Source organism: Bacteroides sp. 1_1_14 (genome assembly GCF_000162515.1).
GTDB classification, from domain to species: domain Bacteria; phylum Bacteroidota; class Bacteroidia; order Bacteroidales; family Bacteroidaceae; genus Bacteroides; species Bacteroides thetaiotaomicron.
Window position 1 is genome coordinate 59152 of the sequence record NZ_GG774711.1, and the last position, 25571, is coordinate 84722.

The window sequence follows — 25571 nt, forward strand, 5'->3', positions numbered from 1 at the left end:
CCCGTAATATTGCTTTTATTATGATGGATGCTAGACGAAACGGACTTGTATTATTGGCGCTATTGTTGTTGACACAAACCACTATAAGTGCGCAGACTGATTCTATGGGTAAAGATGTGCCGGTAGATTCTGTCTCTGTGGCAACCTCAGACTCGCTTCAGACAAAGCGTAGTTTCTTTAAGAAGTTTCTTGATTATTTTAATGACGCCAATAAGGAAAAGAAAAATAAAAAGTTCGATTTCAGTGTGATTGGCGGTCCTCATTATTCCAGTGATACCAAGTTCGGTCTTGGATTGGTGGCGGCGGGGCTGTATCGTACAGACCGCAATGATTCGATCCTTCCCCCTTCGAATGTTTCTCTTTATGGAGATGTCTCTACTGTTGGGTTTTATCTGTTGGGAGTAAGAGGCAATCACTTGTTCCCGCAAGAGAAATACCGGTTGAATTATAATCTTTATTTTTATTCTTTCCCCAGTCTTTATTGGGGAAGGGGATATGATAATGGAGCGAACTCTGATAATGAAAGCGACTACAAACGCTTTCAGGCACAAGTGAAAGTCGACTTCATGTTCCGTGTAGCGAAAAGTTTCTATATCGGACCGATGGCTGTATTTGATTATATAGACGGGCATGACTTTGAGAAACCGGAACTTTGGGAAGGAATGTCGGCACGGACCACTAATACGAGTCTCGGCCTTTCCCTTCTTTATGACTCCCGTGATTATCTGACCAATGCCTATCAGGGATATTACTTGCGGATAGACCAACGGTTTAGCCCGGCTTTTCTCGGTAATAAATATGCGTTTAGCAGTACGGAACTGACAACCAGCTATTATCATCCGGTATGGAAAGGCGGAGTCCTTGCAGGACAGTTTCACACTTTACTGAACTATGGCAATCCTCCGTGGGGATTGATGGCAACCCTCGGAAGTTCTTACTCAATGCGTGGTTATTATGAAGGGCGTTATCGTGATAAATGTGCGATGGATGCACAGATAGAACTCCGTCAGCATGTATGGAAACGAAACGGAGTGGCTGTATGGGCAGGAGCGGGAACTGTATTTCCGCGCTTCTCCGACTTTACGCCGAAGCATATCCTTCCTAATTATGGTTTCGGCTATCGCTGGGAATTTAAGAAGAGAGTAAATGTACGTTTGGATTTAGGGTTTGGTAAGCACCAGACCGGATTTATATTTAATATCAATGAAGCTTTTTAAGAACATAAAGAAATGGTTTGAAAATCAGGAACATTTGTTTTACTTGTTTCTGATCATCCTGATAATGCCCAACATCGTTCTGTGTTTCACAGAACCCTTGCCGTTGATGGCGAAAGTAAGCAACGTCTTGTTGCCTTTAGCCTGTTACTATCTGCTGATGACTCTGTCCCGCAACTGTGGCAAGATGCTCTGGATTTTGTTCATCTTCCTGTTTTTCGGCGCCTTTCAGATTGTGCTGCTTTATCTGTTCGGACAGTCCATCATCGCTGTAGATATGTTTCTGAATCTGGTAACCACCAATTCGAGTGAAGCGATGGAGTTGCTGGACAACTTATTACCGGCCATAGTCACCGTAGTCATACTTTACATTCCTGCTCTGATATTGGGCATGATTTCAATTATCCGCAAGCGCCGGCTTTCTGTGGCATTTATTCGCAGAGAACGGAAGAGAGCCTTCATCCTGCTTGGAATCTCTCTTCTCACTCTGGGCGGAGCTTACTGGGAAGACTCCCGCTATGAACTGAAATCCGATCTTTACCCCCTCAATGTATGCTATAATGTGGGACTCGCTTTTCAACGCACGGCATTGACGCAAAATTATCATCACACCTCAAAAGATTTTACTTTCCATGCCCAAGCCACTCATCCGGCAGACAAGCGTGAAGTGTATGTAATGGTAGTGGGAGAGACTTCCCGCGCATTGAACTGGCAACTCTACGGATATGAGCGGGAGACGAATCCGCTTCTGTCCCGTCAACCGGGGATTGTTGCGTTCTCCAAAGTCCTGACGGAGTCGAATACCACCCATAAAAGCGTACCCATGCTGATGTCGGATATTACAGCCTGTAACTTCGACTCCATTTACCATCAAAAAGGAATCATCACGGCCTTTAAGGAGGCAGGTTATCAGACAGCCTTTTTCTCCAACCAGCGCTATAATCATTCCTTTATCGATTTCTTCGGAAAGGAAGCCGATACATTCGATTTTATAAAAGAAGATTCGCTGGATTCCGCCTACAATCCTTCTGATGATGAACTGCTGGCATTAGTAGCGAAAGAATTATCCAAGGGAAATCAGAAACAGTTTATCGTACTTCATACATACGGTTCACATTTCAATTATCGTGAACGTTATCCGTCAGAAGACGCTTTCTTTCTGCCCGATTATCCGGTAGAAGCGGAAGTGAAGTACCGTGATAACCTGGTGAATGCCTACGATAACACCATCCGCTATACAGATAGCTTTCTGTCACGTCTGATTCATATGCTCGAAGAACAGCACGTGGATGCTGCAATGCTCTACACTTCCGATCATGGAGAGGATATTTTTGACGATTCCCGTCATCTGTTCCTTCATGCTTCTCCGGTTCCTTCTTACTATCAGCTTCATGTTCCGTTTCTGATATGGATGTCCGACACCTATCGGGAAGCTTATCCCGAACATTGGCAAACCGTGACCGGGAATAAGGATAAAGACGTATCTTCCAGCTGTTCATTCTTTCCTACCATGCTGGAACTGGGCGGAGTGCAAACTTCTTACCGCAACGATTCCTCATCTGTAGTCAGCCCTCTTTACACCATGAAGCCGAGAGTATATCTGAATGACCATAACGAACCACGCCCCTTGGATGATCTGGGAATGAAACAGCCTGACTTCCAGAAATGTCAAGTATTAGGTATTAAGTATTAGGTAATAGGTAATAAGTAATAGGTAATAAGTAATACACCGTAGCCGTACAGGCAAGGCTATACGAAGCTACGATTATTACCTATTACTTATTACCTATTACTTATTCATTAATCCTTGTTAATTCTTATATCCAAAAGCATGATTGGCGTGTTATTTGCGATATAAAAGTATGAACGATTAAATTCATAAAACATGGCTTATATAGATTATTATAAGATTCTTGGAGTTGACAAAAGTGCTTCTCAGGATGATATAAAGAAGGCTTTTCGTAAGTTGGCCCGGAAGTATCATCCTGACCTGAACCCTAATGACCCAAGTGCGAAGGACAAGTTTCAGGAAATCAATGAAGCCAATGAAGTACTGAGTGACCCTGAGAAGCGTAAGAAGTATGACGAGTATGGGGAGCATTGGAAGCATGCCGATGAGTTTGAAGCTCAGAAAAAAGCGCGGCAGCAAGCCGGTGGCTTTGGAGGTGCCGGAGGTTTTGGCGGATTCGGTGGTGGCGGTCAGGGATTCTCTGATGGTGACGGAACGTATTGGTATTCGTCCGACGGTGGCGGTGGATTCTCCGGAGGTAATGCCGGTGGTTTCTCCGATTTCTTCGAATCGATGTTCGGGCATCGGGGCAGGGGACAAAGTTCTGCCGGATTCCGTGGACAGGACTTTAATGCGGAGCTTCATCTTTCACTTCGTGATGCTGCTCAGACGCATAAACAGATATTGACTGTCAATGGTAAACAAGTACGTATTACCATTCCCGCAGGTGTGGCCGACGGGCAGGTGATTAAACTGAAAGGTTACGGAGCTGAAGGTGTGAACGGAGGTCCGGCCGGTGACTTGTATATCACTTTCGTCATTGCCGAAGACCCTGTATTCAAGCGTTTGGGCGATGACTTGTACGTAGACGTGGAAGTAGACCTTTATACTGCTGTATTGGGTGGTGATAAAGTCGTTGATACGCTGGACGGTAAAGTGAAACTGAAGATCAAACCGGAGACTCAGAATGGAACGAAAGTGCGTCTGAAAGGCAAGGGATTCCCGGTCTATAAAAAAGAAGGACAATTCGGTGACTTGATTGTTACCTATTCCGTCAAGATTCCGACGAATCTGACAGAAGCGCAGAAGGAGTTGTTCCGCCAATTACAGAGTATGAATTAAAATGAATGAGCACTATGCAGACCGAATTAATTATTGTCAGTGAATACTGTCAAAAGTGTCATATTGAACCTTCATTCATTGAGATGTTGGAAGAAGGTGGTTTGATTAATGTACGTACCGAAGCCGGCAAGCATTATCTGCTTGTTTCTGAACTTCCGAACGTGGAACGTTATAGTCGGATGTACTATGACTTATCCATCAATATGGAAGGCATTGACGCCATTCATCATATGCTGGAAAGAATGGACGATATGAGGCGTGAAATTACTTCCCTCCGCAAGCAACTTCTGTTGTTTCGGGAAAGGGAAATAGAGGAAGCGGACTGGTAAAAAAACGAAGCCTCTGTTTGATGCAAACGAAGGCTCTATTTATAGCAAACAGAGGCTCTGTTCACGTAGATCAGAGCCTCTGTTTTATTCGGACCGTTACAGTACAAAGAAAACTATCTGATGTACGTGCAGATTTCTTCCAGATAGCGTGCGTCCGTTTCATCAAAGCTGTCCGGTGTATCACTGTCTATATCCAGCACTCCGATGACGTTTCCTTCTTTTATAATAGGTACTACTATCTCTGACCTGGAATCGGAACTGCAGGCTATGTGACCGGGAAACAGCTCTACATCAGGAACAATCAGCGTCTGCGCTTCCTTCCATGCCGTGCCGCAAACTCCTCTGCCGAAACGAATGCGTGTACAGGCGATGGGACCTTGAAACGGTGCTAATACGAGTTCGTTGCCTTCCACCATATAAAAGCCGACCCAGAAAAAGTGGAAAGTCTGCTTCAGTGCGGCGGCAATATTTGCCAGATTGGCGATACGATTCGTTTCCGAGCTTACCAATGCTTGTAGCTGTGGAAGCAGTTCACGATATTTCTCTTCTTTATTACCTGTGTGAATCAGTAAATTTTCTGCCATCTCTTTTCTATTTGATTTGGTTTAGAATACTCGGGTCTTTTATTTTATCATCCTCTGCGAAGAAAATGATTTTCGTCAGTATCTCCGCTGTTTTCGGGTCTTCATCCACAAAAGGCAGGAACAGTCGTCCGCGACTTTGCGAGTGTACCGGAAGAACGGCTATTTGTGCGCCGCCTGCTTTATGGATAACACCACTGCCTAAATGAATGTTGTATTTGCCCAGCTTGCCTTCGATGTATGCAAAGTTCCCTTTCACCCTGACGTTGCTGAAGTGGAACAGGGGCAGGGTGAGTTCTACCAATGCACGGCGCATCTCGATGGTTGAATGGCTGGTTTCCGGATCGACACTTCCGGCGTGAGCCACACTGACGGCGAGGTCTACATCCCTCATCACTTCGGAGAAGATAACAGGTGGAATCTCCGAAATCTTCATCGGTTTATAATCCTTGCGGTTATGGAAGCAGACAAATTCCAGCGTGGGAGCTTCGATGTCGGCAGGAGAGAACCAGTCCGCCATCGCATAGATCGTGGCAATAATATTCTCTTTATAGTATATTTTCTGAAGTCCGTCCTCGTAATCGGCTACCCAGCGCCGTCCTTTCAGTACGGCAACCGTTTTCTGCGGTTGAATCTGATTTCCGGCATAACGGCGGGATTGTGTAGCGCTTTCCTCTTCCGTTGTCGGGATGTACAATTCGCGGAATACCTGCTTGAAAGGCTGGCGGATAGCTTTGTCAAACAAGAACTTCTGATAAGCATGCCAGTTGCCACTCGCATACAGGTCTGTGGGATGGGCGATGCGCAGTTCCTCTTTCGGAGTGAGCGGAAGGCAGATGCCGTCAGCCGTTATCAATAGGCCGTCGGTGTAGAAGCCTGTTCTGCCGTTGCTGGTAAAGACCAGATTTCTAAGTAGCGGCCAGATAACCGGATTCTTCATCAGTTTGCGCAGTTCGTTTTCCTCAAAACGGGTACAGTCTTCCATTGCCTGTTCGAGCATGATGCGGGAACGGGCGTGCTGTTCCTTCAGTTTTTTGTGTACCGCTTTCAGTTCTTCCACGTATGGATGCTTTTTCAGTTTGGGAGGCAGGCTGTTCAGCTCTTTTCCGGCTCTTACTTGTTTGATTTCCGGTTTGCCCTCATTGTTGACTTGCACATAGACTTCCACGCCTTCTATTTCTTTGGGGGTCAGGTAAGGAGTGATTTCTTTGATCAGTTCCGTTTCCATGCTCCATGTCAGACGGGTGACGTCTCCGTAACCGGAGTTACGTGCCAGGTTTTGCAGGGCGATGGTAACGGCTTTCTTCTCACTTTCCTGTCTCTGTGCACCAAATTCCTTGCTTTCTTTCAGGAACTTTTGCAGGAACTGATAGCGTTCGAGCAATTCCTTGTCGGCTTTTCGTCCCAGCGGGATAAGGCCGTAGCTCATCAGTAAGTCTTTATTTCGCTTCGCTATGATTTCTTTCTTCGCGTCTGCCGCTTTGGTCTTGCCGTTGACGGCATCGGCAAATTTACGGGCACGGGTATGGGTGTTGCTTAATGAAATGTATTTGGCTGCATTGTACACTACTTCGAAACGTTCCTTGCCGATGGTCTTGTAGGCTTCCTTGAACCAGTCGATGTCAAAAGCACCTTCCTGAAGGTCTTCTATGGCAATCGGGGTATATCGGGCGATGATCGCTTTCTTCTTGTCGTCGAAACACTCGCTGGTATGGGCGTGGAAGTAGTAAGCGGCGCTTTCCAGTCCTTTCCATCCGGTCGCTTTTTCGGTGAGTTCCAGCCATTGCGGGGCGAACATGGCAGCTTCCACCAGTCGTATATGGCTGATGTCGGCCTGACTGGCGAGGCTTTTGAGTGTATCGCTGTCGTCGTCCGGAGACGGGTAGCAGGCATGGAGCAGGCTGCTCAATACTCCCCGTTTGGTGTTGCGCCAGTTGTAACTGTCACGTATGAAGGTGTCTTTGCCGAACGCTTGCAGGATACGGATCAGTGTTTCCGCTCCGTAGACGCGGTGAAGCTCTTCCGCCAGACGGGTGACCTGAGTCTCGGAATCTCCCCGCTGCAATTCTATTTCCAGAATTCGGTTCACAACTTTCTGGGTCAGTGAATGGAAGAGGGAGTGGTTGCGCTCGTCCAGTGCCGAAGTGATATCTTTGATGCGTGTGGGCGAGTTGACACGTCCCATCAGTTCCCGGTATATTTCTTCGGTAGGAATCAGTCCCAGCATCCATGCGTGGGCAAAGTCCATGCTTTGCAGGTAGACTTCGGTTTCTTCCAGTTCGGGAGTATGCTCCATATAGTTGGTGAGCTTGTAGAGCTGGTACCGGACGGTGAAATAACGGGTGAAGAGAGCGTCATTGATGGGATGCTGAGGCGCGTCGAGCCAGAACCGTACGAACTTGTTGTTGTGTATCGGGTAAACAATCTCCCTTGCTCCATATTCCTGCTTGTCTCTGAGCCATGTATGCTTATTGGTGTATTGACGGAAGATATTCTTCGTATTGAGCAGAGGAAGCAACTGCAAAAGCATATTGACGGAGAACTGCTGATAAGTTGCCTCGCTTCTGTATTCATGTGCCAGTCCGTCGATAATATCTTCTATCTGCCTGTAATAGGTCAGCTTGCGGAGCGACTTTTGCAGCCCGCGGTAAGTGAAGCCTGCATACATCTTATTGATAATCGGTTCGAACGTGTTGAGCGATTGGATGGCGGCTTCCTTGTCTTCCTGTTCTTCTTCGTCAAATTCATCGTCTTCGTCCTCTTCTATTTCGTTGGGTGCTCCGGTAGAGGCCAGCATGAATTTCATCATCAGCAATTTGTCGTAACTGCCGATTTCCTGTTGATAGAAATTCTGCCAGAGTTCCGGAAGTCCGAGTTCGCTCAGTCCGTCGTAGTGCTTGTACCAGTTCAGTAAGACACTGTTGCCCACCAGGCGTACTTCACCGTATTTATCCGTGAATTCGTCTTCTTTATGCTTTTCGATGTATTTGTTCAGCTTGTCGAAGATCGCTTTGGCTTTTCCTAAACGAATAAACTCAAATGCTTTCTTCACATTGAATCCGGCATCGGGAGTAATCGGAGGCAGGCTGACTTCAAGCGCAGGATTGTATAGCCCGAAGCCATTCTCTAGGGTATAGTTGCTTGTCGTGCTCTGTTCCGTACCGTCTCCGATCAGCGATTCGATCAGAACCTTCTCTTTGGCGTTCGGTTTCTGAATCTCTCTGACGGTGGACAGTAGTTCCTGATATCTGTCTTTCAGAAAATCGACATTGCGGATGCTCTTCATCATATCCAGCCCGGCAAGGCGGCGTTCGGCATTCTTGTTGCTCAGCAACCGGCGGATACTGGCTGCCAGTTGTGCTTCCGGCTGTTTCATCAGCAGATTGATGGCATTGATACGCATCTCGCTATATTTGAAACGGAGCAGTTCTTCTATATTCTGATACTGTTCGGGGGACAGGGACATTTCGGACAATACTTTGTATGCTTCGTCCCGTATGTCTGACGAACGGTCGCCGAGTGATTGCAGTACATACTCCTGCTCCACCTTGCTTTCGGTATGGGCCAGAACGATTCCGATATAGCTGGCACGGCTGTAAGATTCGAGTGCGGGAAGATACGTGCAAAGTTCCTCTCTCAGTCGGATATCGTTGGTCATCCATGCGATGTATGCCATTTTGTGAACTACATCCGAACGGGTGAGCACTACACAATCCCACGGGAACACATAAGGCGAATAAATCTCCTTGGCGGAAATAGACTGATAGACTTGTTTCAGATATCCGTAGTGACGGACCGCCTCTTCCGGTGATTCAAAATAATCGCTGAGTGTGGGAGCTTCCTTGTTATCGCTGTATCGGCTCAGATAAAGACCGTCCATATAAAGAGGAAGGATAGCCGCCACCACTTTCGGGTCGTCGTGCCATACCTCGAATGCGTCTTTGCTGATCAGATGATTCATCTGAGAGGATTGCGTGCAGCGCAGGAAGTACAGTAATGTCTGTATCTGATGCTTGGCTCCCTTTCGGAGGATGTCCGGTACGATGGCTCTGATCTCGTCCGTATCATAGAATCCGATGCTCCATAAAGCCAGATAAAGTTCGACTGTATCCTTGCTTTGCAGGGCATTGCGGGCTGTTTCCGGATGATTCAGGAAATTCCAGATCAGTTCGACATACTTGTTGGTAATCCGTTCGCTGCTGTCCTGTTCGCCGATTCCGGTGCATACGGCGATGCTTCGCTTGACGGAGGCAAAACGTTGCAGTCCGTTGTTATAGATGATGGAGAATAGGTAGAGGTAACTTTCGGGACATCCTTCGTCCATCGTTTCCACGATGGCTTGGCGCAGTCCTTCCTGTAGCTTGGCTGCTAATAGCAGTTTGCCTTCCAGCTCCAGAAGCGGGCGGTATCCGCTGATGGAGATGGCGTGGAGATACCAGCGTTGCAGGCGGTGGACGTTGTTTTCGCTGGTCAGTACCTGATTCAGGTATTCGATTACTTTTTCGTTACCTTGTGCTATTTGTGCGGCCAGCCAGTAGGAAGAGTTCATATAGCCGCTGAATTCTTCTGTATCTTCGGGTGTATTTCCTCCTTTTAAGATCGCTTCTACTGAAAATCCGGTAGCGCGTAACTTCAGAAACTGTAGCCATGCGTCTCTGGCGTGGTCCAGATGATTGGACGGATTGGCGGAACGCTGGGCGCGCCGGTCGTATCCGATGGTATGCGGACAGCGTGCTTCGAGTTGCAGATAAGTATGGAACAGTCCGGCGAATTCGTCGCCCAACATATAGCGGAACAGCGTGTTAAGTCTGCCATCCATCAGATTGGCAATGCTTTCGATGTTTTCTTCCCGGATGATCTCCTCCAGACGAGGTTCCAGTATCTCACTGAATATACCATACCGTCCTCCCATGTCCAAATCCTCCATGAACAGGTCGAATAGGGTAAGCGTTTCCGGCTCCAGGCTTGATTTTTCCTTTAGTAAACTCTCCAAATAGGGGTTTAGCAGCTTGTTCAATTTGTCGTTGTAAGTAATTCTCATGACTTTAAGCTTTTAGAGTTTATATTGCAGTTACCAAAGTCTTCCTGACAGCATTGTCAGCCGGATAAAGGTAAGTGTAGATTCTTCTTTCAGTTGGACGGAGGAGGATAATTCTCCAAGTTCCGCATCGTCCAGAAAGATGCGGAAGATTCCGTCTTCATATGATTGTAAAGCGTTGATGATAGCTTCGGTTTCCGCAGCCGGTCTGCCGTTATAGTTTGCTTCGAAGCCTACTTTGCCGGCGGCAGCCTTGTCTTCCATCTCTTCACTGGTGAGGTATTTCAGCATTTCACTTTGTTGCAGCCGTTCGTTGTACTCCTTTACTTGCCAGCAGACGACCGCTTCAATCAGTTCCTGCACACTGGCAGGAGGAGTAGGGAAATCGACCGGCATCTTTTCGATGCTGCATTTCCTTTTTCCTACTTGCTTGACTTGGATATATGCTTTCATACTTACTTTTATTTTTCGATTTGGCTCCTTTTGGGAACATAAAATATGACTTCACGAAGAGCGATTCCTTCGATATTCCATTCAAGTTTCTGAGACGCTTCGAGTGCCAGTATCAGAATTTGTGTATTTGATAAATCTGCAAAATGTAGCTTATCCTCGTGTAAAGGTCTGAGTCTAAACGCCATATTTCTCTCTTTTATTAAGTCGTAGATTGATATTACTCTCTTTTTGTACAAAAGTACAGAATAATAATGAAATAGAGGGTAAATGGGAGGGGGATATTTATGCGGACAACGAGAATACTAATACTTTGAGATTTAGTAAGTTCCTTTTGGAAAGAAGAGGACAAAAAAAGCATCCGCTTCGTTGGAAGGGATGCTTTTATCGTTAGTCACCCTTTTAGGGTTACTTTTTGTAGAAAGCAAGGTCTTCTTTATCCATATTTTTGATAAAGTTGGTATGCTTCGTAACTTCCGCTTCAGCAAAGTTCAGATATACATGTGCAGATTTGGAGAACAGGTCGGCAGCCTTGCTTGCGTCCTGAATCAGCAGGTGGCACATGATGATATCGGCAGCCATTTCCATCAGTCTGCGGGCTGTGAAGTCGAGCAGTTCCTGATCCTGAGCTTCTTTAACGGCGTTGGTGCTGGCTTCGAACAGGTCTGCCATCTTCTTCAGACGTGACATCAGCGGTTCCATTTCCGGTGAACAAGGTACTGTTTCGAATTCGCGGATCGTAGCAAGGTAAGAACCGTTGGTTACATAGCGGATAGCGGCTACAGTCTGCAACTGGGTGGTACCTTCGTAGATGCTGGTGATACGTGCGTCGCGGTAGATGCGCTGGCAGGCATATTCCATCATGAAGCCCGAGCCTCCGTGAATCTGTATACAGTCGTAAGCGTTCTGATTCGCATATTCGGAGTTCATACCTTTGGCAAGCGGAGTGAAACTGTCGGCTAACTTTGCGTATTTCTTCTGTTCCAGACGTTCTTCCGGAGTCAGCTTGCGTTCGCGTGAGATGTCGTCCAGTGCTTTGTAGATGTCTACGTAGCGGGCTGTCTGATAAAGCAGCGCACGGCCGGCATCCAGCTTACCTTTCATAATGGCGAGCATGTCATACACGGCAGGGAAGTCGATGATTGCTTTTCCGAACTGCTTGCGGTCTTTGGCATAGGCCAGTCCTTCATTGTAAGCAGCCTGGCTCAATCCTACAGATTGTGCGGCGATACCCAGACGGGCACCGTTCATCAATGCCATTACATATTTGATCAGACCGAGTTTGCGGTCACCGCAAAGTTCGGCTTTGGCATTCTTGTAAACCAATTCGCAGGTAGGAGAACCGTGGATACCCAGCTTGTGTTCGATACGGCGTACATCCACACCACCCTGCCGCTTGTCATAGATGAACATGGACAGACCGCGACCGTCTCTCGTTCCTTCTTCCGAACGGGCAAGTACCAGATGGATATCTGCATCGCCGTTGGTGATGAAACGTTTCACACCGTTCAGCAGCCAGCAACCGTCTTTTTCGCTGTAAGTAGCTTTCAGCATCACTGCCTGAAGGTCGGAACCTGCATCCGGTTCGGTCAGGTCCATAGACATGGTTTCACCCTGACATACGCGGGGGATGAAGCGGCTGTGCTGGTCGGCATTACCGAATTCATACAGTGTTTCGATACAGTCCTGCAAAGACCAGATATTTCCGAAACCTGCATCGGCGGCAGCAACGATCTCGGCACACATGGTGTACGGAGTGATCGGGAAGTTCAGTCCGCCGAAACGGCGTGGCATTGTCATTCCGTTCAGACCGGCTTTGACCATCGCATCCAGATTTTCTTTAGTGCCGGAAGCGTATTCCACCCGTCCGTTGGCGCAGTGTGGACCTTCTTCGTCAACACCTTCAGCGTTTGCATTGATAATTTCGCCTGTTATTTCTCCGGTGATCTCCAATACTTTATCGTAAGAGTCCAGTGCGTCCTCAAAATCCAGAGGAGCGTAGTCGAATTCATCTTTATCTCTGTAGTTGCGTTCTTTAAGTTCGCAAATACGTTTCATCATCGGATTGTTCAAGTGATACTTGAGTTCCGGTATTTCTGTGTAAAAATTAGCCATCTTAATAATTGTTGTTTTTAAGGTAAACGAAAATTTGCAGGAACGATATACTGAACTTGTACAGCTTCTCCTTCTATTTTTCCGGGACTCCATACATTCTTTTTAGATTTGGCTACCTGCTTGAGTGTGGTCAAAGCTGCCTCATCTAGCATGGGATGTACAGACTTCACTACTTTCGGTTGTATAATATGCCCGTCTGTATCAATGATGAATTGCAAGACTACTATGCCCTGTATTCTATTGCGTACAGCTTCTTGTGGATATTGAAGAGTAGTTGCCAGTTTTCGTGCAAAGTTCATTGGTCCTCCGGGGAAGTCAGGAGCTTCATAGTAAGGCGTAAACGGAAGTTCGCTACCGTCTTCTGCCCAAAGTTTCCCTTCTATACAGTGATCGTGTTCGTAGAATTCTTCTCTGCGTATCTTTCCATCCGGATAAAATTGCACTAATTTACCGTTTCTTATTTTTTGATTAGCGTTATAAGGAGAATAGTTTTCAATTCTTTTGGGCTTGCCGTCCAGCGTATAGAATTCAACCTTAAACTGATTTTTGTCAGTTTTGGTCATGACCGCACATTCTACTGCGTTTTCCTTATCTGTCCATTGTGCAAGCTTGTCCACATAAATCGTATCTTGTGCGAACGAAGTATGTGTAATCCCTAAGGCTGCCAATACCAAAATAAGTCCTTTCATTTTACCTTGTTTTTACTTGCTATTCTGTTTATAATACTTAATCATCTTCGGCACAACTTCTTCGATGGTTCCGTTGATTACATAGTCTGCAATCGTGTTGATCGGAGCATCCGGATCGTTGTTGATAGAGATGATAATACCACTTTCCTGCATACCGGCGATATGCTGGATTTGTCCTGAGATACCACAAGCAATGTAGAGTTTCGGACGAACCGTTACACCTGTCTGACCAATTTGGCGGTCGTGTTCTGCAAAACCTGCGTCAACAGCAGCACGGCTTGCACCTACTTCGGCGTGAAGTTCCTTTGCCAGGCTGAACAGCAGGTCGAAGTTTTCTTTCGAACCTACTCCGTAACCACCGGCAATGATGATCGGAGAGCCTTTCAGGTTGTTCTTCGCTTTTTCTACGTGGCGTTCGATTACTTTGACCACATAGTCTGTGTCGGCTACGTACTTCTTCACGTCGTGGCGGATCACTTCTCCCTGATAAGCCGGAGAAACGATTTCTTTCTTCATTACACCTTCGCGAACGGTTGCCATCTGTGGGCGGTGTTCGGGGTTGACGATGGTTGCAACGATGTTACCGCCGAATGCCGGACGGATTTGGTACAACAGGTTCTTATAAACTTTTCCTTCTTTCTTATCTTCGTGGTCACCGATTTCAAGAGATGTACAGTCGGCAGTCAAACCGCTGGTCAAAGCCGAAGAAACACGCGGGCCGAGGTCACGGCCGATAACGGTAGCGCCCATCAGACAGATTTGCGGCTGTTCTTCTTTGAAGAGGTTTACGAGGATGGAAGTGTGAGGAAGTGAAGTATAAGGATAAAGTCCTTCAGCGTCGAAAACGTGGAGTTTGTCTACTCCATAAGGAAGGATTTGCTTTTCAATTTCTTTGAGGCCGGTGCCGGCAACTACTGCTTCGAGTTGGCAGTTGAGTTCGTTAGCCAACGAACGACCTTTTGTCAGAAGTTCCAGGCTGACGTCTGCGACGATGCCTTCTTCTATTTCGCAATATACAAATAAGTTATTCATGATTATCCGATGGTATGGTTAGCTAACAGTTCAACAATCAGTTCTTCCACATCACGGTCGCTGCCGCTGATGGTTTTGCTCTCTTTGGCCTGGAACACGATGTTCTGGATGGCTTTTACTTTCGTAGGCGAACCGGACAGACCGCATTGGGCGAGGTCGCCGTTAACGTCGGCTACGCTCCATTCGGGCAGGTTGAGGTAATCGCGCTTGTCATACAGATCGGTATAGTCGAGGTTACCTTGTTGTTTTTCCGTAACGGTTTTGGCGTGTTTGTACTTCTGTACCAGCTTGGCGTTACGCGGACGGCAGGGAGCAGCCGAGCCGTTGACTGTGATAACGATGGGCAGCGGACCTTCTACCGTTTCAACGCCACCGTCGATGTGACGTTTCACTTTGATTTTGCCGTCACCTACTTCCAGAATCTCTTCAGCGTATGTGATTTGCGTCAAACCAAGTTTTTCTGCCACCTGCGGACCTACCTGTGCCGTATCACCGTCGATAGCCTGACGACCGCCGATTATAATGTCGCACTCACCGATTTTGCGGATAGCAGTTGCCAGGGCATAGCTTGTAGCCAGTGTATCTGCACCGGCAAAAGCGCGGTCAGTCAGCAAATAACCATTATCGGCACCACGGAAAAGTCCTTCACGAATAATATCAGCGGCGCGTCCCGGTCCCATTGTCAGAATGGTTACGGTAGAGCCTGGGTGAGCATCTTTCAGACGAAGAGCTTGCTCAAGGGCATTCAGGTCTTCGGGGTTGAAGATGGCAGGGAGTGCCGCACGGTTAATAGTTCCGTCGGCTTTCATGGCATCTTTCCCAACGTTACGTGTGTCGGGAACTTGTTTTGCCAATACAACAATTTTCAAACTCATGCTATTAATTTTAGTATTAGTATTTCTACACATTAGCAGCCAGTAGTCAAGTAGTAATAATCTTGCTATCCAAACTATCCGGTTAACTATCAGCGTGCAAATTTACTCAAACACTTGGTTCTGACAAGAAAACCGAGTAAAAAATGCACATTATTAAGTTTTTTGAGCAAATGAGGGGAAAGTTTATGGGTTTAGTTTAGTCCTGTGGTGGTTTGGGGGAGAAGGGGTATGGGAACGGAAAAAAGAGACACTACCATAGGAATTGTTTTTTATAAAAACATCTGTCACTGTCACCATTCAAAGGGTAACTGTCTGACTATAAATGATTCATCTGGTGACAGCAAGTGGTGACAGCAGTGTGACGGAAGAAGTTGCCGTCACAACGTGATAGGAGGGACAACGGATAAAAAGCAGGTAAAGTAACAAGGGATGGAGGCTCTTGTTTTTATTCCATATACAGGCGATTTCAGGAATGTTTTAGTCTAGTTGGTTTCCATTCGATGAAACTATAGTTCCAAAGCCTTGAAACCAATGGTTCCAAGCCGCAGAAACTTTAGTTCCAAGCTGTAGAAACTAAAGTTTCAAGCCGCAGAAACTCTGGTTCCAAGACGATGAAACTGTAGTTTCAAGCGGTAGAAACTAATGAAAGCTATATATGCTTGGGTTATAAGGTAAGGCCGACTACAAAGTAGACTTGTTCTTCATAAGGATTGGCGATCACTTTTCCGAAGATCGGCAAAGAGAAAGTAGAGGTAATCTTTAGTTCTTTAGTGGCCGAAAGTCCGATGTTGACAACGTTGAATTTATTGGAATACATGCCGTCCCAGGGGGTAAAGCCTGCTTCAAGGGCAAGGTCCACCTTCTTTATGCTGAACGGATAACTGAGTTCGCAGTAACTGGACCACGCACGTTTCCCGTTTTCGCGGTAATCATTTCCCGCAAATGTGGTGTACCAACTGACTGAAAGCGGGAACTTTTCACTGATCACATATCCGGCTCCGACTTCAAAAGTATGTCCGGTGGAGTGTGAACTGTAATTGAAGTACTTGAAAGGTTCTTCTTCCGTTTGCGTGAAGTAGTTGTTGGCGTATAAGGTCAGATTCTTGTATTCGTACTCCAATGACAAATCTATTTCATTATTCTTATGGCGAAACTCGGTCGAACCCCAGACATAGGCAGTCAGTCCTTTCCAGTTGACGCCTAATGACGGCTGTACGCTGGCGTTACCGCTGTCCATACCCCTCCATATATAGCTGCTGACGAAATCCGCTGTTACAAAAACATCCTGTGCCTGTGCTAAAACGGAACAAAATAAGAGTGCAATAAGTAAAATTCGTTTTTTCATTTTGACGACTTTATTGTATTCGGGCGGCAAAGATACGAATTGTTGACGAATCTGAAAGAACCCGTAAACAGAAAAAGCATTCGGAAAGGTGGCTAAACAGGAAGAGTAACCACCATTTTGCAGCCGGAAGTATAGCCGGTATCTATTCTGATCTGCCCTCCGAGACGTTGTATGATAATGCGGCAGATGTACAGACCGAGTCCGGTGCCCGGTTTGAAGTCGTCTACTTTGGTAAAGCGTTCGAATACCCATTCCTGTCTGTCGGCAGGGATGCCGATGCCCGTATCGGTGACGGAGATTACCAGTTGTCTTTTTTCTTTCTCGATGTTGCAGGTCACCGTGATTGTTCCGCTTTCTGTAAACTTGGCGGAGTTGCTTAGTAAATTGCCAATTACGCGGGAAAGATAAAAGGCGTTTGTTGGTGCCGTCGCTTCGTCTTTATCACCTGTGATGATACATTCGATATTCGGATTGTGCAGAGTTTCTTTAAGTTTGGCCATTTCTTCAACACATAGTCTGTATATGTCGGTAAATTCTACAGGAAGAGGTTGTTCGGAACTGACAAGTTGTGACAGTTCCAGTATATTGTCCATCAAAGAAGCTAATGCGACAGAGTTGCTTTGTATCAACTGCCGGAACTCTTGTCTGGTGGCCGTATCCAAAGATTCATCGAAGATCAGTTCGGAGAATCCGGCGATTGAATTGAGCGGCGTACGTATTTCGTGACAGATAGAATTGAGGAAAGCTGTTTTCATTTTCTCACTTTCGGTAGCTTTGATGCTTTGTTTTCTGACTTCTTCGTTTGCAATCATCAGTTCCCGATGTATTTTCTTCAGCCGTTTTACCATGATACGCTGATAGGTACTCCAACCGATTACTGCCAATAATAGGGCGAAAGTAGCAGCTAGTGCTATCTGTTTGTTTCTGTTGGACAATTTGCTTTTTTCCAGTTCCAGTTTGTTAACATCAAAACGGGTCTGCATTTCTGCCATTTGTTCCTCTTTCTTTTGTGACTTGTCTGACATCTGATACTTAATACTTTCTTTCAGGGTCAGATAAGCATTTTTGAAATCATTCAGTTCATAATAAAGACCGGCTTTTATCGAATATATGGAGACCAGATTGACCGGTTTGAATCTCCCTTGTACGATGGCGGAATCGAGATAGGCTATTGCTTTTTTATATTCACCCATTGTCTTATAGTATCTGGCACTGATTTCATAGGTGGTATTTATGATTTTCTTTTTGCGTGCCAGTTGAATATATTTCTGATAATATTTCTTGATTTCCTCATTAGAAATAATATCTTTCATAAAGATCATCTGAGCATATTTGGCCATATAATAGTGTGATTCATCAAGGAACTGCCGGTCGAAAGTGGTATTCAGGTTGTTCCACTGCTTATGCAGTTCGATCATTTTCTTGATTTCGTCCGGTGCTCTTTTATCTTCGGTGGAAGTGTACAAATCTGCTAATTCATAACGGCACAATGTTTCGAAATGAATTTTGTCCTGGAAGGGGTAAACTGATAAGTTCGTCAACGCACGCTCAACATAAGGAATGGCTTTGGAAATATCATTGTATGAATGTGTAAGTATAGCCGAATAATCCAGTGATACTCCGGTCAGATATTCCCACTGAATCTGTGCTTCGGGTGTCATTGGTCCGCGACTTTCGCTTTTCAGTTTGTTCAGTTCCTGTTCGATTGTCTCCAGAGAATTGTTCTTCCGCATTTCTGCCCAGATATTATAACAATATAAATAATACCGGAACAAGGTGTTATGTTCTTCCGGAAGGTTTTGCCGGGCGAATGATATGTATTTTTCTACTTTCTCTTTATCTTTAGGAGAGTATCGCTGTATGAGCATATCCAGTGCAAGTTTCATCATATATTCGTCTTTGGCTTTGGCGGCTTCGGTAAGCGCTTTGTCCCAATATACAGGGGCTATATTGATGCTGTCCACATAAATATCTGCCAGATGGATATAGATGATAGCTCGTTGTCTGGCATCTGTGTCGTTTTTCAGCAGAGTTTGCAGGCTGTCGACGGAAGCCGGAAGCGTAGAGGCCTTCATGGCAGAGAATGCTGACAAGAGTATACCGATGAGGAGCATGTAACGTATTCTTCGAGTTATCAGATTATTGGTCATATAATTATAGATTGTTTGTTTGAGTAAATGGATATGTGAAAAGGAGGGTAGGACCTTCCGGGGCGTTCGGTTGAATCGTGTATGTACCTTTGAAGTATTCGATTGTCAGTCGGTTGATGCTATGGCGTATTTCTGCTTTTTGTGTTTGTAAAGCCGGATCGGCTAGCGGACTGTTGACAATCTGGAATACAAATAGTTCTTTTTGGGTGTCACGGTTCAGATAGAGAGACACTGTCCTTTTCTCTTCACATGGGTCTGTGTAGACCAGTGTGCTGAGTATCAACTGGGTAAATCGGGCAGTGTCTACCTGTAATGGTTGGCTTTCTATTTCTGTATGAAAGTCTGTCTGTATCTTATCTCCGTATTTCATGCGTACCATACTGAGAACATCCGAACACAGGGAGATGATTTCGTGCTCCTGCATCTGCCATTTGGTTCTGCCTGCTTCCAGTCTGGAGAGGTCGAGTACGTCGTTAACCAGTTGTATCAGTTCAGCGGAATTGGTCTGGATGATTTCCGAATATTCTTTCCATTGGGCGGCATCCATGCTTTCCGGGTCTGTAGTCATGAGTTGTGAAAAACCTAAGACGTTATTCAACGGGATACGTATATTGTAGCTCATGTTAACAAGGAAACGGCTTTTTACTTCGTTTGCTTCTTCCGCTATCCGGCTCATTTTGCGGATTTCCTCTTCTTCTTTTTTTAGTTTTTTGCGTACATAATAGATGCGTATGACGGATGGGGTTAAGATTAATAATGCGATGGCTATCAAACCTAGTCCGGCGTAATGAACCATTGCTTTGTATTGTTCCTTTTCGAGAAGCAGATTGTCCATGTTACGCATCTGATAAATTTCGTTCGTTTGGGAGATGGATAATGCCCGGTAGAATGAATCTTTCTTTGCCAGTAAACTTTGGAACAGTGGTATTGCCTTATCTGCTTGCCCCGCATCTGTGAGAATACCTGCATGTGCTATTTTATTTCTTAATCCCTCATCGTCTGTAACTGCTGATAGAAGTTCGATTGCGTTTTGAGAACATGCCAAGGCCTTATCGTATTCTTTGATTATCCGATAATAATGGGCATACACATTATAATACAGTCCGCGACATGGAATATAAGTGGTTGGTGAGAAGTACTCATCCATCTTTTTCAGATGAAGACGGGCTTCTTCCAGTTTGCCTTCGTTCAGAAAATAATCGGCATATAAGCTCTCCAGCAGTAAGTAGCTGTAGCTTTCCGGTCTGTTTTTCCGGTCTGACAGGGTATCAAGTACTTTTTGGTATTCCTGTAAGTAGGCTAGGAAATCTTTGTTTTTTATACCGTAACATGCCAGAGCTATCTCTTGCAGCACGCTTTTGCGTGATTCCAGCGTGGCAGTTGGCGGCAGAAGGCGATAAGCTTCGAAACCGGCTTCTTCCCCTTCTTTAAAGCGTGCAGTAGACAAGTAGGCTGTCATCAGGCATAGTTTTGCTGACGACATTCCTTTGGCACTATTTAATTTTTGTGCCAGCTTAAACATCTCTTCGGCTTGGGTGATGCTGTATTCTATCTGGTGTTTTATGATATAGATAGTTATTTCAGCCCTTTTTCCTTCGAAATACAAGTCATACTGTTTGTTTTCTATAGCTGTTTCAGCAAGCTTGTCCATCCAGCTTGCTGTATTTTCTTCATCTTGGTGGTTGTAATAATAAACGACATGAGCATATAGGGCGAGACATTGATAGTATTTGTTGCCATGTTGGGTGGCTTCATCCAGCAATTTTCCCAGATAATAGACGCAGGAAGGCGACATCGGGTCCAGATATGCTAATGAATAAAGCGTAGCGAAACGGGATTCGCCGACCGGCAAAGTGTCCAGGACCTGGAGTAAACTATCTTTGGCCGATGCGGTATTGTAGGCAAAAGTTCTGGTTGTACCTCCTGCCAGTGCCGCTATAATAAAGAGAATCAATAATCGCTTCATGACTGTGCTTCCTTTCCTTGCTTTGTGGGATTGATGGGGTGAGTAAAGTAAAATCGGCATCCGGTGGTGTAGTTCGGATCTATCCAAATCTTGCCGCCGATTCGTTCAATAATCAGTTGGCAGATAGAAAGTCCGAGTCCGGTGCCCTGCGCCCCTTCGTTCAACTTCTCGAAACGATTGAAAATCGAGCTTTGCTTTTCCAATGGGATTCCGCAACCGGTATCGGTGACGGAGAACAAGGCGAAATCTTTTGATTCCTGCTGAACTTCGAGAGTTATATTTCCCTGTGGGGTGAATTTGGTAGCGTTAATCAATAAGTTGATCAGTAATTGTTGCAAGCGTGAATCATCGGTATATAACTTTAGAGATGGTAATGATGTGTTGAATCGGAGTTCTGCCTGCGTTTGCTTCACTTTATTGACGGTATCAATTACATTATTACAAATGGCTATGGCGTCACAATAGTTGAAATTAAACTTCATATTTCCGATTTCCAGGTTGGAAAGGTCGATGACATCGTTGATCAGTTTTAACAATAAGTCGGAGTTCTGCTGTATGATATCACCGCACTGGCGGCGTGTTTCTTCGTCGAGTGCCTGTTCGGTGAGCAGGCTGGAGAAGCCGGAGAGAGCACTAAGCGGAGTCCTGATTTCATGACTCATATTGGACAGGAAAAGACTTTTGCTCTGCATGGCATTCTCTGCATTGAGCCGCGACTGCTCCATGCGGATTTTGGATTCGGCTATTTTTTTGTTTTGTTTTACTATGTGTATCACCAGATAAATCATGACACCCAGAACGATGATTCCGATAACAATGCCACCCAGGAAAATTCGGTTGAACTCAGCTTTATTCTCCACTTTCATCCGGTTCTCCTCATAAGAAGCCCGAAGATTGTTGATGCGGTGGGCATAACTGGGAGCTATTACGGAATCGGTGATCATACTGATTTCTTCATACAGGCGTGCCGCTTCCTTTTTATGGTCCATCTCTATCAGTAAGTTTGCTTTTATATAAGCTATTTGCAAGTAAATGATGGATTGCATCTTTTGTCGGATATCTGTCAGAATATTGTCATAGTATTGCAGGGCAAGTGTATGTTTTCCTATGGCTGCGTTATATCGTCCCTGCATATAATTGTACGTAGTACTGTAATAGGGTTGCTTGTCCGACAGGTAGATTTGCTCTGCTTGTAGAAGGCAGTTGTGAGCGTTTGGTAATTCGTTCTTTTGGATATAATAGGACACATCTGTAGCAAGTGTCAGGAATTGTAGCGTTTGATTGCTGTGTATGGATTTTGATTCGGAAAGCATTTTTCTGTATTTTTCTGCTTCCTGTGTCCTTTCTTTCAGTATGAGCGTCTGAATAAGTTTCAGAATAGTCATTTCTTTATAGTAATTGTTTTCCGGAGAGGCGGCAGGGTGGCGAATCGCTTCTTTATAAGACGCGATGGCTTCTTCAGGCATATTGGAGCAGAAATAGGCATCTCCGATAGCTGCACTTGAAAGAGCCATTCCAAAATCATACTTTATGGTTTCTGCCTTTTCATACATTTCTCTGGCTTCGTCGATGGCATTTCCGATATCTCCACGCAGGGAATAGAGATATACAACTAATTGCCTGATGCTGAAAGATAATTCCATCTTATTATCTTTTTCCAGTATAGGGCTTATTTGCTGTCCCCAAACGATGACACTGTCCATCGGCGCCAGGGAATCATATGCTATGTTACTGTCTATTAATCGTTTTAATGTGGACAGATGCTCAGTGTCTGAATTGGCGGAATGTAATGGGAGCATTCGGATAAGCAGACTTATAGCAAATAATATATAGATATTCCTCTTCATTAAAGGTGGTGTTTTGTTGTATGTGTTATACTAGTTGCCAAAAATAAACAAAAATCACACAGGAATGCAGAATCGGTAACAAATAATTCGTTTTTAGTGTTAATATACGTTGCTGGTTGTTGGAGGAAGTTTTTCTTTGTATGGAGATGGAATGATTGTTTTGTTTGACGGAAATGAATAAACCTGTCGGGGAGATTTCCCCGACAGGTTCAACCAGTCATTTTAGTGAGTTCTTTCAGAATGTGATATCCATTTTCACTACAAAAGTACGGGGTGCAGCAACTGCCATCGGGCGATAGCTGTATTCTTTATTCAACAGATTATTGACCATGAACTGGAAGGCGACTTCTTTGGTGGCTTTTACCCCAAAGCGTAAATCGACAGTCGCATAGTCAGTATTATGTTTTTTCCAGTATGTAGCCAGTGTTTCTCCTCTCGATTTTCCGAAGAGAACCGTGCGTACATAGTCCATTAGGTCTTGTTGTTGCTTTTCACGTTCATCCATCATGAGATAGTCCACTGCCAGTATCTTGCTCTTCCATGCAAAATTGGCGCCCAAGTTGATGCGTTTCCATTGAAAATCGACCGTTGCTTTAAAGCTGTGCTTCGGACGGTATTTCAGATACTTGCCTGTATTCGATTTTTCTTTCATCTGAAGAGCATCAGTGTATAAATCTTCTATTTCATTACGTTCTTTGTAGTCGGCATCGCGGGGTTCGGTATATACGTATCCCAGATTATAGAACAGTTTCGTGTTCTTGTTGAAGTCATAAACACCGTTTGTCGAAATTTCCATACCGTAGATTTGCGCTTTTGATACGTTGTGGAACTGTGCTCCGATGCCAAAGCCTTTGCCGTCCGTCAGCATCTGGATAGCATCGCTGATGCTGTTGATCATGCTGTAGTCTGCATTATTGAACAGGCCGAACTGAAATTCAACCATGTCTCTGTATTCGGTATAGAATCCCGCTACGTCTACAAACCCTTGAAAGTTGCCTATCTTATATCCTTGCTTGAATCCCAATTCAGCATTGTAACCTTTTTCCGGCTTGATGCCGAGGTTCGGATAGATACCCACTCCTCCGATATCCTTGCGAAGATATTTCTCGTTGATGGACGGGTTGCGGTAACCTTGTCCGGCACTGGCGCGGATAAAGCTGTAATCGGCTAACTGATAGTTCAGTCCGGCACGGAACACCGGACGGAACGGGACTTTGGCCCCGAATATTTTCGTTTCGGCTTCACGGTGATGATTGTTCACACGATAATATTCGGCACGTACACCTGCCGATACGCTCAGGCGGTCCCAGAAGCGTTGGTCGTACTGGAAAAAGGCGGCTACATTATCGCTTTTGTAAACTTGATCCATGATGGAGGAATTGTAGCGGACATGTTCATAAGTCATTCCGGTAGTGATCTGTGCGCCGCCGTCCCATTTCTTGTTGAACTGGTAGTCGAGATAATAATTGTAGTTCTTGTCCGTTTTCGTCTGGACGTTGTTTCGGGTCGGATTCATTACGTTGGACAGCCAGGGAATGAGATCACTGGGAACTTGTCCGTTTTGTATGCTGCTCATCAGGTCACTTGGCAGTCCGTTGTCCATCACCCATGAGATGAGGTCACAATAATCGGCGGTGGTGGCGTTAGGGAAGATGTTGCCCAAGGAAGTGAATACCCCATTCATGGCATCTTCCAGATTATTATTGATCAGGCCGGAGCCGATGCCGACCAATGCTGGGTAGAGCGAACTGTAATCGCCGCCTGCTATATTCTGTATAGTCTGGGCGTTCGTTCCCATATTCCCAAGGATATCAGTGATGGATGCTCCCTGACTGGGCTTGACTATGTTGTCGGCACTATGGTAGAAACGTCCTTTGATCTTGTGTGACGTTCCGTTTTCCGGATTCACATAGTTGATGAACGGGTCGATGTGGAAGTTGTTCTCTTCGCGTCCCATGTTGGTGAAAGGAGAAGGTTTGTAAACTTCTGTTGGTGATCTCCAGATGAAGAAATCTCCGTATTGATTAGAAAGAAAGTCAACATTCAGACCATAGTTCAATATCTTCATACCCATGTCCGGTTGATGATAAGTCAGATTGCCGCCCATGCGGAAACGTTTGTTGTATCCTTGCTGCCGGTATCCTTCATCGGTAAAGAGGTTTATGCTGCCGCTGACATCGAAGTTACCGATACGGCGGGAGTGGGAGAGATCAAAGCCCTCATAAATAGGATTTCGTATACCACTGAGAAGGTTTCCGCGCAGGATGGGTTTGACGGAATATTTGTCGTCCTTCCAGAAACTCTTGTCACTCCATTGGTATTCGTCATTCTCGGCATCGCCATATATGCCGATATAGGCACTGAAGCGGGTTTTTGGTGTCAACCTCGGACGGGCGGTACGGATATTGATAATACCGTTGAGAGCAGACGAACCGTACAAAACGGATGAGGCTCCCTTGATGACTTCTATCTGTTCGATGTTTTCTAGAGGTACGGTATTCCAGTTGATTTCTCCGGTCTTGGGATTCAGTGTGCTCATTCCGTCTACCAGAATCTGGCTGCGGGCACCTACTCCGTAAGTCCATCCGCTGCCGCCACGCATGGAAGGCTGTTTGTCCACTATATCCACACCGGGCAGCGTGCGGAGAGTAGAAGTGATATCCGTCGGGGCCTGACGGGCGATATCGCCCGCTTTCACCAAGTCCATGGATACGGTGACATTACTGAGCTTTTGCTCAAAGCGTCCGGCGCTTACCACTACCTCTTCCAGCAGCTTGGTACTTTCTTTCATGTACACGTCTTTAGTGATTACTTCACGTTTGCCGATAACAATGGGCATCAGAACGTCTTCATAACCGATATAGCTGAACACAAGGTCGACACCTCCCTCCGGAAGTTTGATTTCATACGCTCCGTTTATGTCGGACACGGTTCCTTGATTGCCGTGTAATTTGTACGTTACCGCTGCGCCAACCAAAGGTTCATTGGTATTGGCGTCATATATATGCCCTTTCAACGTTTGGGCAAAACTAGTCCCGAATCCGGCAAGGCAGATGAATAATGTCAGAATATATAGTTTCTTCATTGTT

At 45.5% G+C, this 25571-nt stretch carries 17 protein-coding genes; 4 read left to right on the forward strand and 13 right to left on the reverse strand.

Annotated features, from left to right (window positions below):
• The first annotated feature begins 23 nt into the window (after positions 1-23).
• From HMPREF9007_RS03925 to HMPREF9007_RS03910, 4 genes are all read left to right on the forward strand, one after another.
• Positions 24-1217 (forward strand): BamA/TamA family outer membrane protein, encoded by a 1194-nt coding sequence (locus HMPREF9007_RS03925; RefSeq protein WP_032850720.1) that lies wholly within the window; start codon positions 24-26, stop codon positions 1215-1217.
• Positions 1204-2907, forward strand: a complete 1704-nt coding sequence (locus tag HMPREF9007_RS03920) for a lipid A phosphoethanolamine transferase (RefSeq protein WP_008763242.1) — start codon at positions 1204-1206, stop codon at positions 2905-2907. Before HMPREF9007_RS03925 ends, HMPREF9007_RS03920 begins: the two co-directional genes overlap by 14 nt.
• 192 nt (positions 2908-3099) lie before the next feature.
• Positions 3100-4065: a J domain-containing protein gene (locus HMPREF9007_RS03915; protein ID WP_008763243.1), complete on the forward strand. Its 966-nt coding sequence runs from the start codon at positions 3100-3102 to the stop codon at positions 4063-4065.
• Positions 4066-4079: 14 nt separating this feature from the next.
• A complete protein-coding gene (locus HMPREF9007_RS03910; protein ID WP_008767738.1) occupies positions 4080-4394 on the forward strand; it encodes a chaperone modulator CbpM in 315 nt (104 codons plus the stop codon).
• A gap of 113 nt (positions 4395-4507) precedes the next feature.
• On the opposite strand, the gene HMPREF9007_RS03905 is transcribed toward HMPREF9007_RS03910, so the two are convergent.
• The 13 genes from HMPREF9007_RS03905 to HMPREF9007_RS03850 form a co-directional block, all read right to left on the reverse strand.
• A complete protein-coding gene (locus HMPREF9007_RS03905; protein WP_008763245.1) occupies positions 4508-4978 on the reverse strand; it encodes a GAF domain-containing protein in 471 nt (156 codons plus the stop codon).
• A 7-nt stretch (positions 4979-4985) separates the two neighbouring features.
• A complete protein-coding gene (locus HMPREF9007_RS03900; RefSeq protein ID WP_008763246.1) occupies positions 4986-10016 on the reverse strand; it encodes a DUF4132 domain-containing protein in 5031 nt (1676 codons plus the stop codon).
• Positions 10017-10046: 30 nt separating this feature from the next.
• Positions 10047-10466 (reverse strand): hypothetical protein, encoded by a 420-nt coding sequence (locus tag HMPREF9007_RS03895; RefSeq protein ID WP_008763247.1) that lies wholly within the window; start codon positions 10464-10466, stop codon positions 10047-10049.
• Positions 10467-10474: 8 nt separating this feature from the next.
• On the reverse strand, positions 10475-10651 hold the full coding sequence (locus tag HMPREF9007_RS27295; RefSeq protein ID WP_008763248.1) for a hypothetical protein: 177 nt from the start codon (positions 10649-10651) through the stop codon (positions 10475-10477).
• Positions 10652-10871: 220 nt separating this feature from the next.
• A complete protein-coding gene (locus HMPREF9007_RS03890) occupies positions 10872-12578 on the reverse strand; it encodes an acyl-CoA dehydrogenase family protein (RefSeq protein WP_008763249.1) in 1707 nt (568 codons plus the stop codon).
• A 17-nt stretch (positions 12579-12595) separates the two neighbouring features.
• On the reverse strand, positions 12596-13267 hold the full coding sequence (locus HMPREF9007_RS03885; protein WP_008763250.1) for an energy transducer TonB: 672 nt from the start codon (positions 13265-13267) through the stop codon (positions 12596-12598).
• Between the two features lie 12 nt (positions 13268-13279).
• Positions 13280-14299 carry an electron transfer flavoprotein subunit alpha/FixB family protein gene (locus HMPREF9007_RS03880; RefSeq protein WP_008763251.1) on the reverse strand — a complete coding sequence of 340 codons (1020 nt, stop codon included), beginning with the start codon at positions 14297-14299 and terminating at the stop codon, positions 13280-13282.
• Positions 14300-14301: 2 nt separating this feature from the next.
• A complete protein-coding gene (locus HMPREF9007_RS03875) occupies positions 14302-15174 on the reverse strand; it encodes an electron transfer flavoprotein subunit beta/FixA family protein (protein ID WP_008763252.1) in 873 nt (290 codons plus the stop codon).
• 664 nt (positions 15175-15838) lie between these two features.
• Entirely contained in the window at positions 15839-16519 is a 681-nt protein-coding gene (locus HMPREF9007_RS03870) for a hypothetical protein (RefSeq protein WP_008763253.1), read from the reverse strand.
• 92 nt (positions 16520-16611) lie between these two features.
• Entirely contained in the window at positions 16612-18669 is a 2058-nt protein-coding gene (locus HMPREF9007_RS03865; protein WP_008763254.1) for a HAMP domain-containing sensor histidine kinase, read from the reverse strand.
• A 4-nt stretch (positions 18670-18673) separates the two neighbouring features.
• The gene (locus HMPREF9007_RS03860; RefSeq protein ID WP_008763255.1) at positions 18674-20635 is read right to left on the reverse strand and encodes a HAMP domain-containing sensor histidine kinase; all 1962 of its coding nucleotides are present in this window, start codon (positions 20633-20635) and stop codon (positions 18674-18676) included.
• A complete protein-coding gene (locus tag HMPREF9007_RS03855; RefSeq protein WP_008763256.1) occupies positions 20632-22482 on the reverse strand; it encodes a HAMP domain-containing sensor histidine kinase in 1851 nt (616 codons plus the stop codon). Before HMPREF9007_RS03855 ends, HMPREF9007_RS03860 begins: the two co-directional genes overlap by 4 nt.
• A gap of 235 nt (positions 22483-22717) precedes the next feature.
• Positions 22718-25567, reverse strand: a complete 2850-nt coding sequence (locus HMPREF9007_RS03850) for a TonB-dependent receptor (protein ID WP_008763257.1) — start codon at positions 25565-25567, stop codon at positions 22718-22720.
• Positions 25568-25571: the final 4 nt, after the last annotated feature.

Excerpts from the sequence above, each read along its gene's own strand:
- HMPREF9007_RS03895 (WP_008763247.1), bottom strand. The coding sequence starts at position 10,466 with ATGAAAGCATATATCCAAGTCAAGCAAGTAGGAAAAAGGAAATGCAGC.
- HMPREF9007_RS03875 (WP_008763252.1), bottom strand. The coding sequence starts at position 15,174 with ATGAGTTTGAAAATTGTTGTATTGGCAAAACAAGTTCCCGACACACGT.
- HMPREF9007_RS03880 (WP_008763251.1), bottom strand. The coding sequence starts at position 14,299 with ATGAATAACTTATTTGTATATTGCGAAATAGAAGAAGGCATCGTCGCA.
- HMPREF9007_RS27295 (WP_008763248.1), bottom strand. The coding sequence starts at position 10,651 with ATGGCGTTTAGACTCAGACCTTTACACGAGGATAAGCTACATTTTGCA.
- HMPREF9007_RS03905 (WP_008763245.1), bottom strand. The coding sequence starts at position 4,978 with ATGGCAGAAAATTTACTGATTCACACAGGTAATAAAGAAGAGAAATAT.
- HMPREF9007_RS03865 (WP_008763254.1), bottom strand. The coding sequence starts at position 18,669 with ATGACCAATAATCTGATAACTCGAAGAATACGTTACATGCTCCTCATC.
- HMPREF9007_RS03870 (WP_008763253.1), bottom strand. The coding sequence starts at position 16,519 with ATGAAAAAACGAATTTTACTTATTGCACTCTTATTTTGTTCCGTTTTA.
- HMPREF9007_RS03925 (WP_032850720.1), top strand. The coding sequence starts at position 24 with ATGGATGCTAGACGAAACGGACTTGTATTATTGGCGCTATTGTTGTTG.
- HMPREF9007_RS03885 (WP_008763250.1), bottom strand. The coding sequence starts at position 13,267 with ATGAAAGGACTTATTTTGGTATTGGCAGCCTTAGGGATTACACATACT.
- HMPREF9007_RS03915 (WP_008763243.1), top strand. The coding sequence starts at position 3,100 with ATGGCTTATATAGATTATTATAAGATTCTTGGAGTTGACAAAAGTGCT.
- HMPREF9007_RS03855 (WP_008763256.1), bottom strand. The coding sequence starts at position 22,482 with ATGAAGAGGAATATCTATATATTATTTGCTATAAGTCTGCTTATCCGA.
- HMPREF9007_RS03890 (WP_008763249.1), bottom strand. The coding sequence starts at position 12,578 with ATGGCTAATTTTTACACAGAAATACCGGAACTCAAGTATCACTTGAAC.
- HMPREF9007_RS03860 (WP_008763255.1), bottom strand. The coding sequence starts at position 20,635 with ATGAAGCGATTATTGATTCTCTTTATTATAGCGGCACTGGCAGGAGGT.
- HMPREF9007_RS03850 (WP_008763257.1), bottom strand. The coding sequence starts at position 25,567 with ATGAAGAAACTATATATTCTGACATTATTCATCTGCCTTGCCGGATTC.
- HMPREF9007_RS03920 (WP_008763242.1), top strand. The coding sequence starts at position 1,204 with ATGAAGCTTTTTAAGAACATAAAGAAATGGTTTGAAAATCAGGAACAT.
- HMPREF9007_RS03910 (WP_008767738.1), top strand. The coding sequence starts at position 4,080 with ATGCAGACCGAATTAATTATTGTCAGTGAATACTGTCAAAAGTGTCAT.
- HMPREF9007_RS03900 (WP_008763246.1), bottom strand. The coding sequence starts at position 10,016 with ATGAGAATTACTTACAACGACAAATTGAACAAGCTGCTAAACCCCTAT.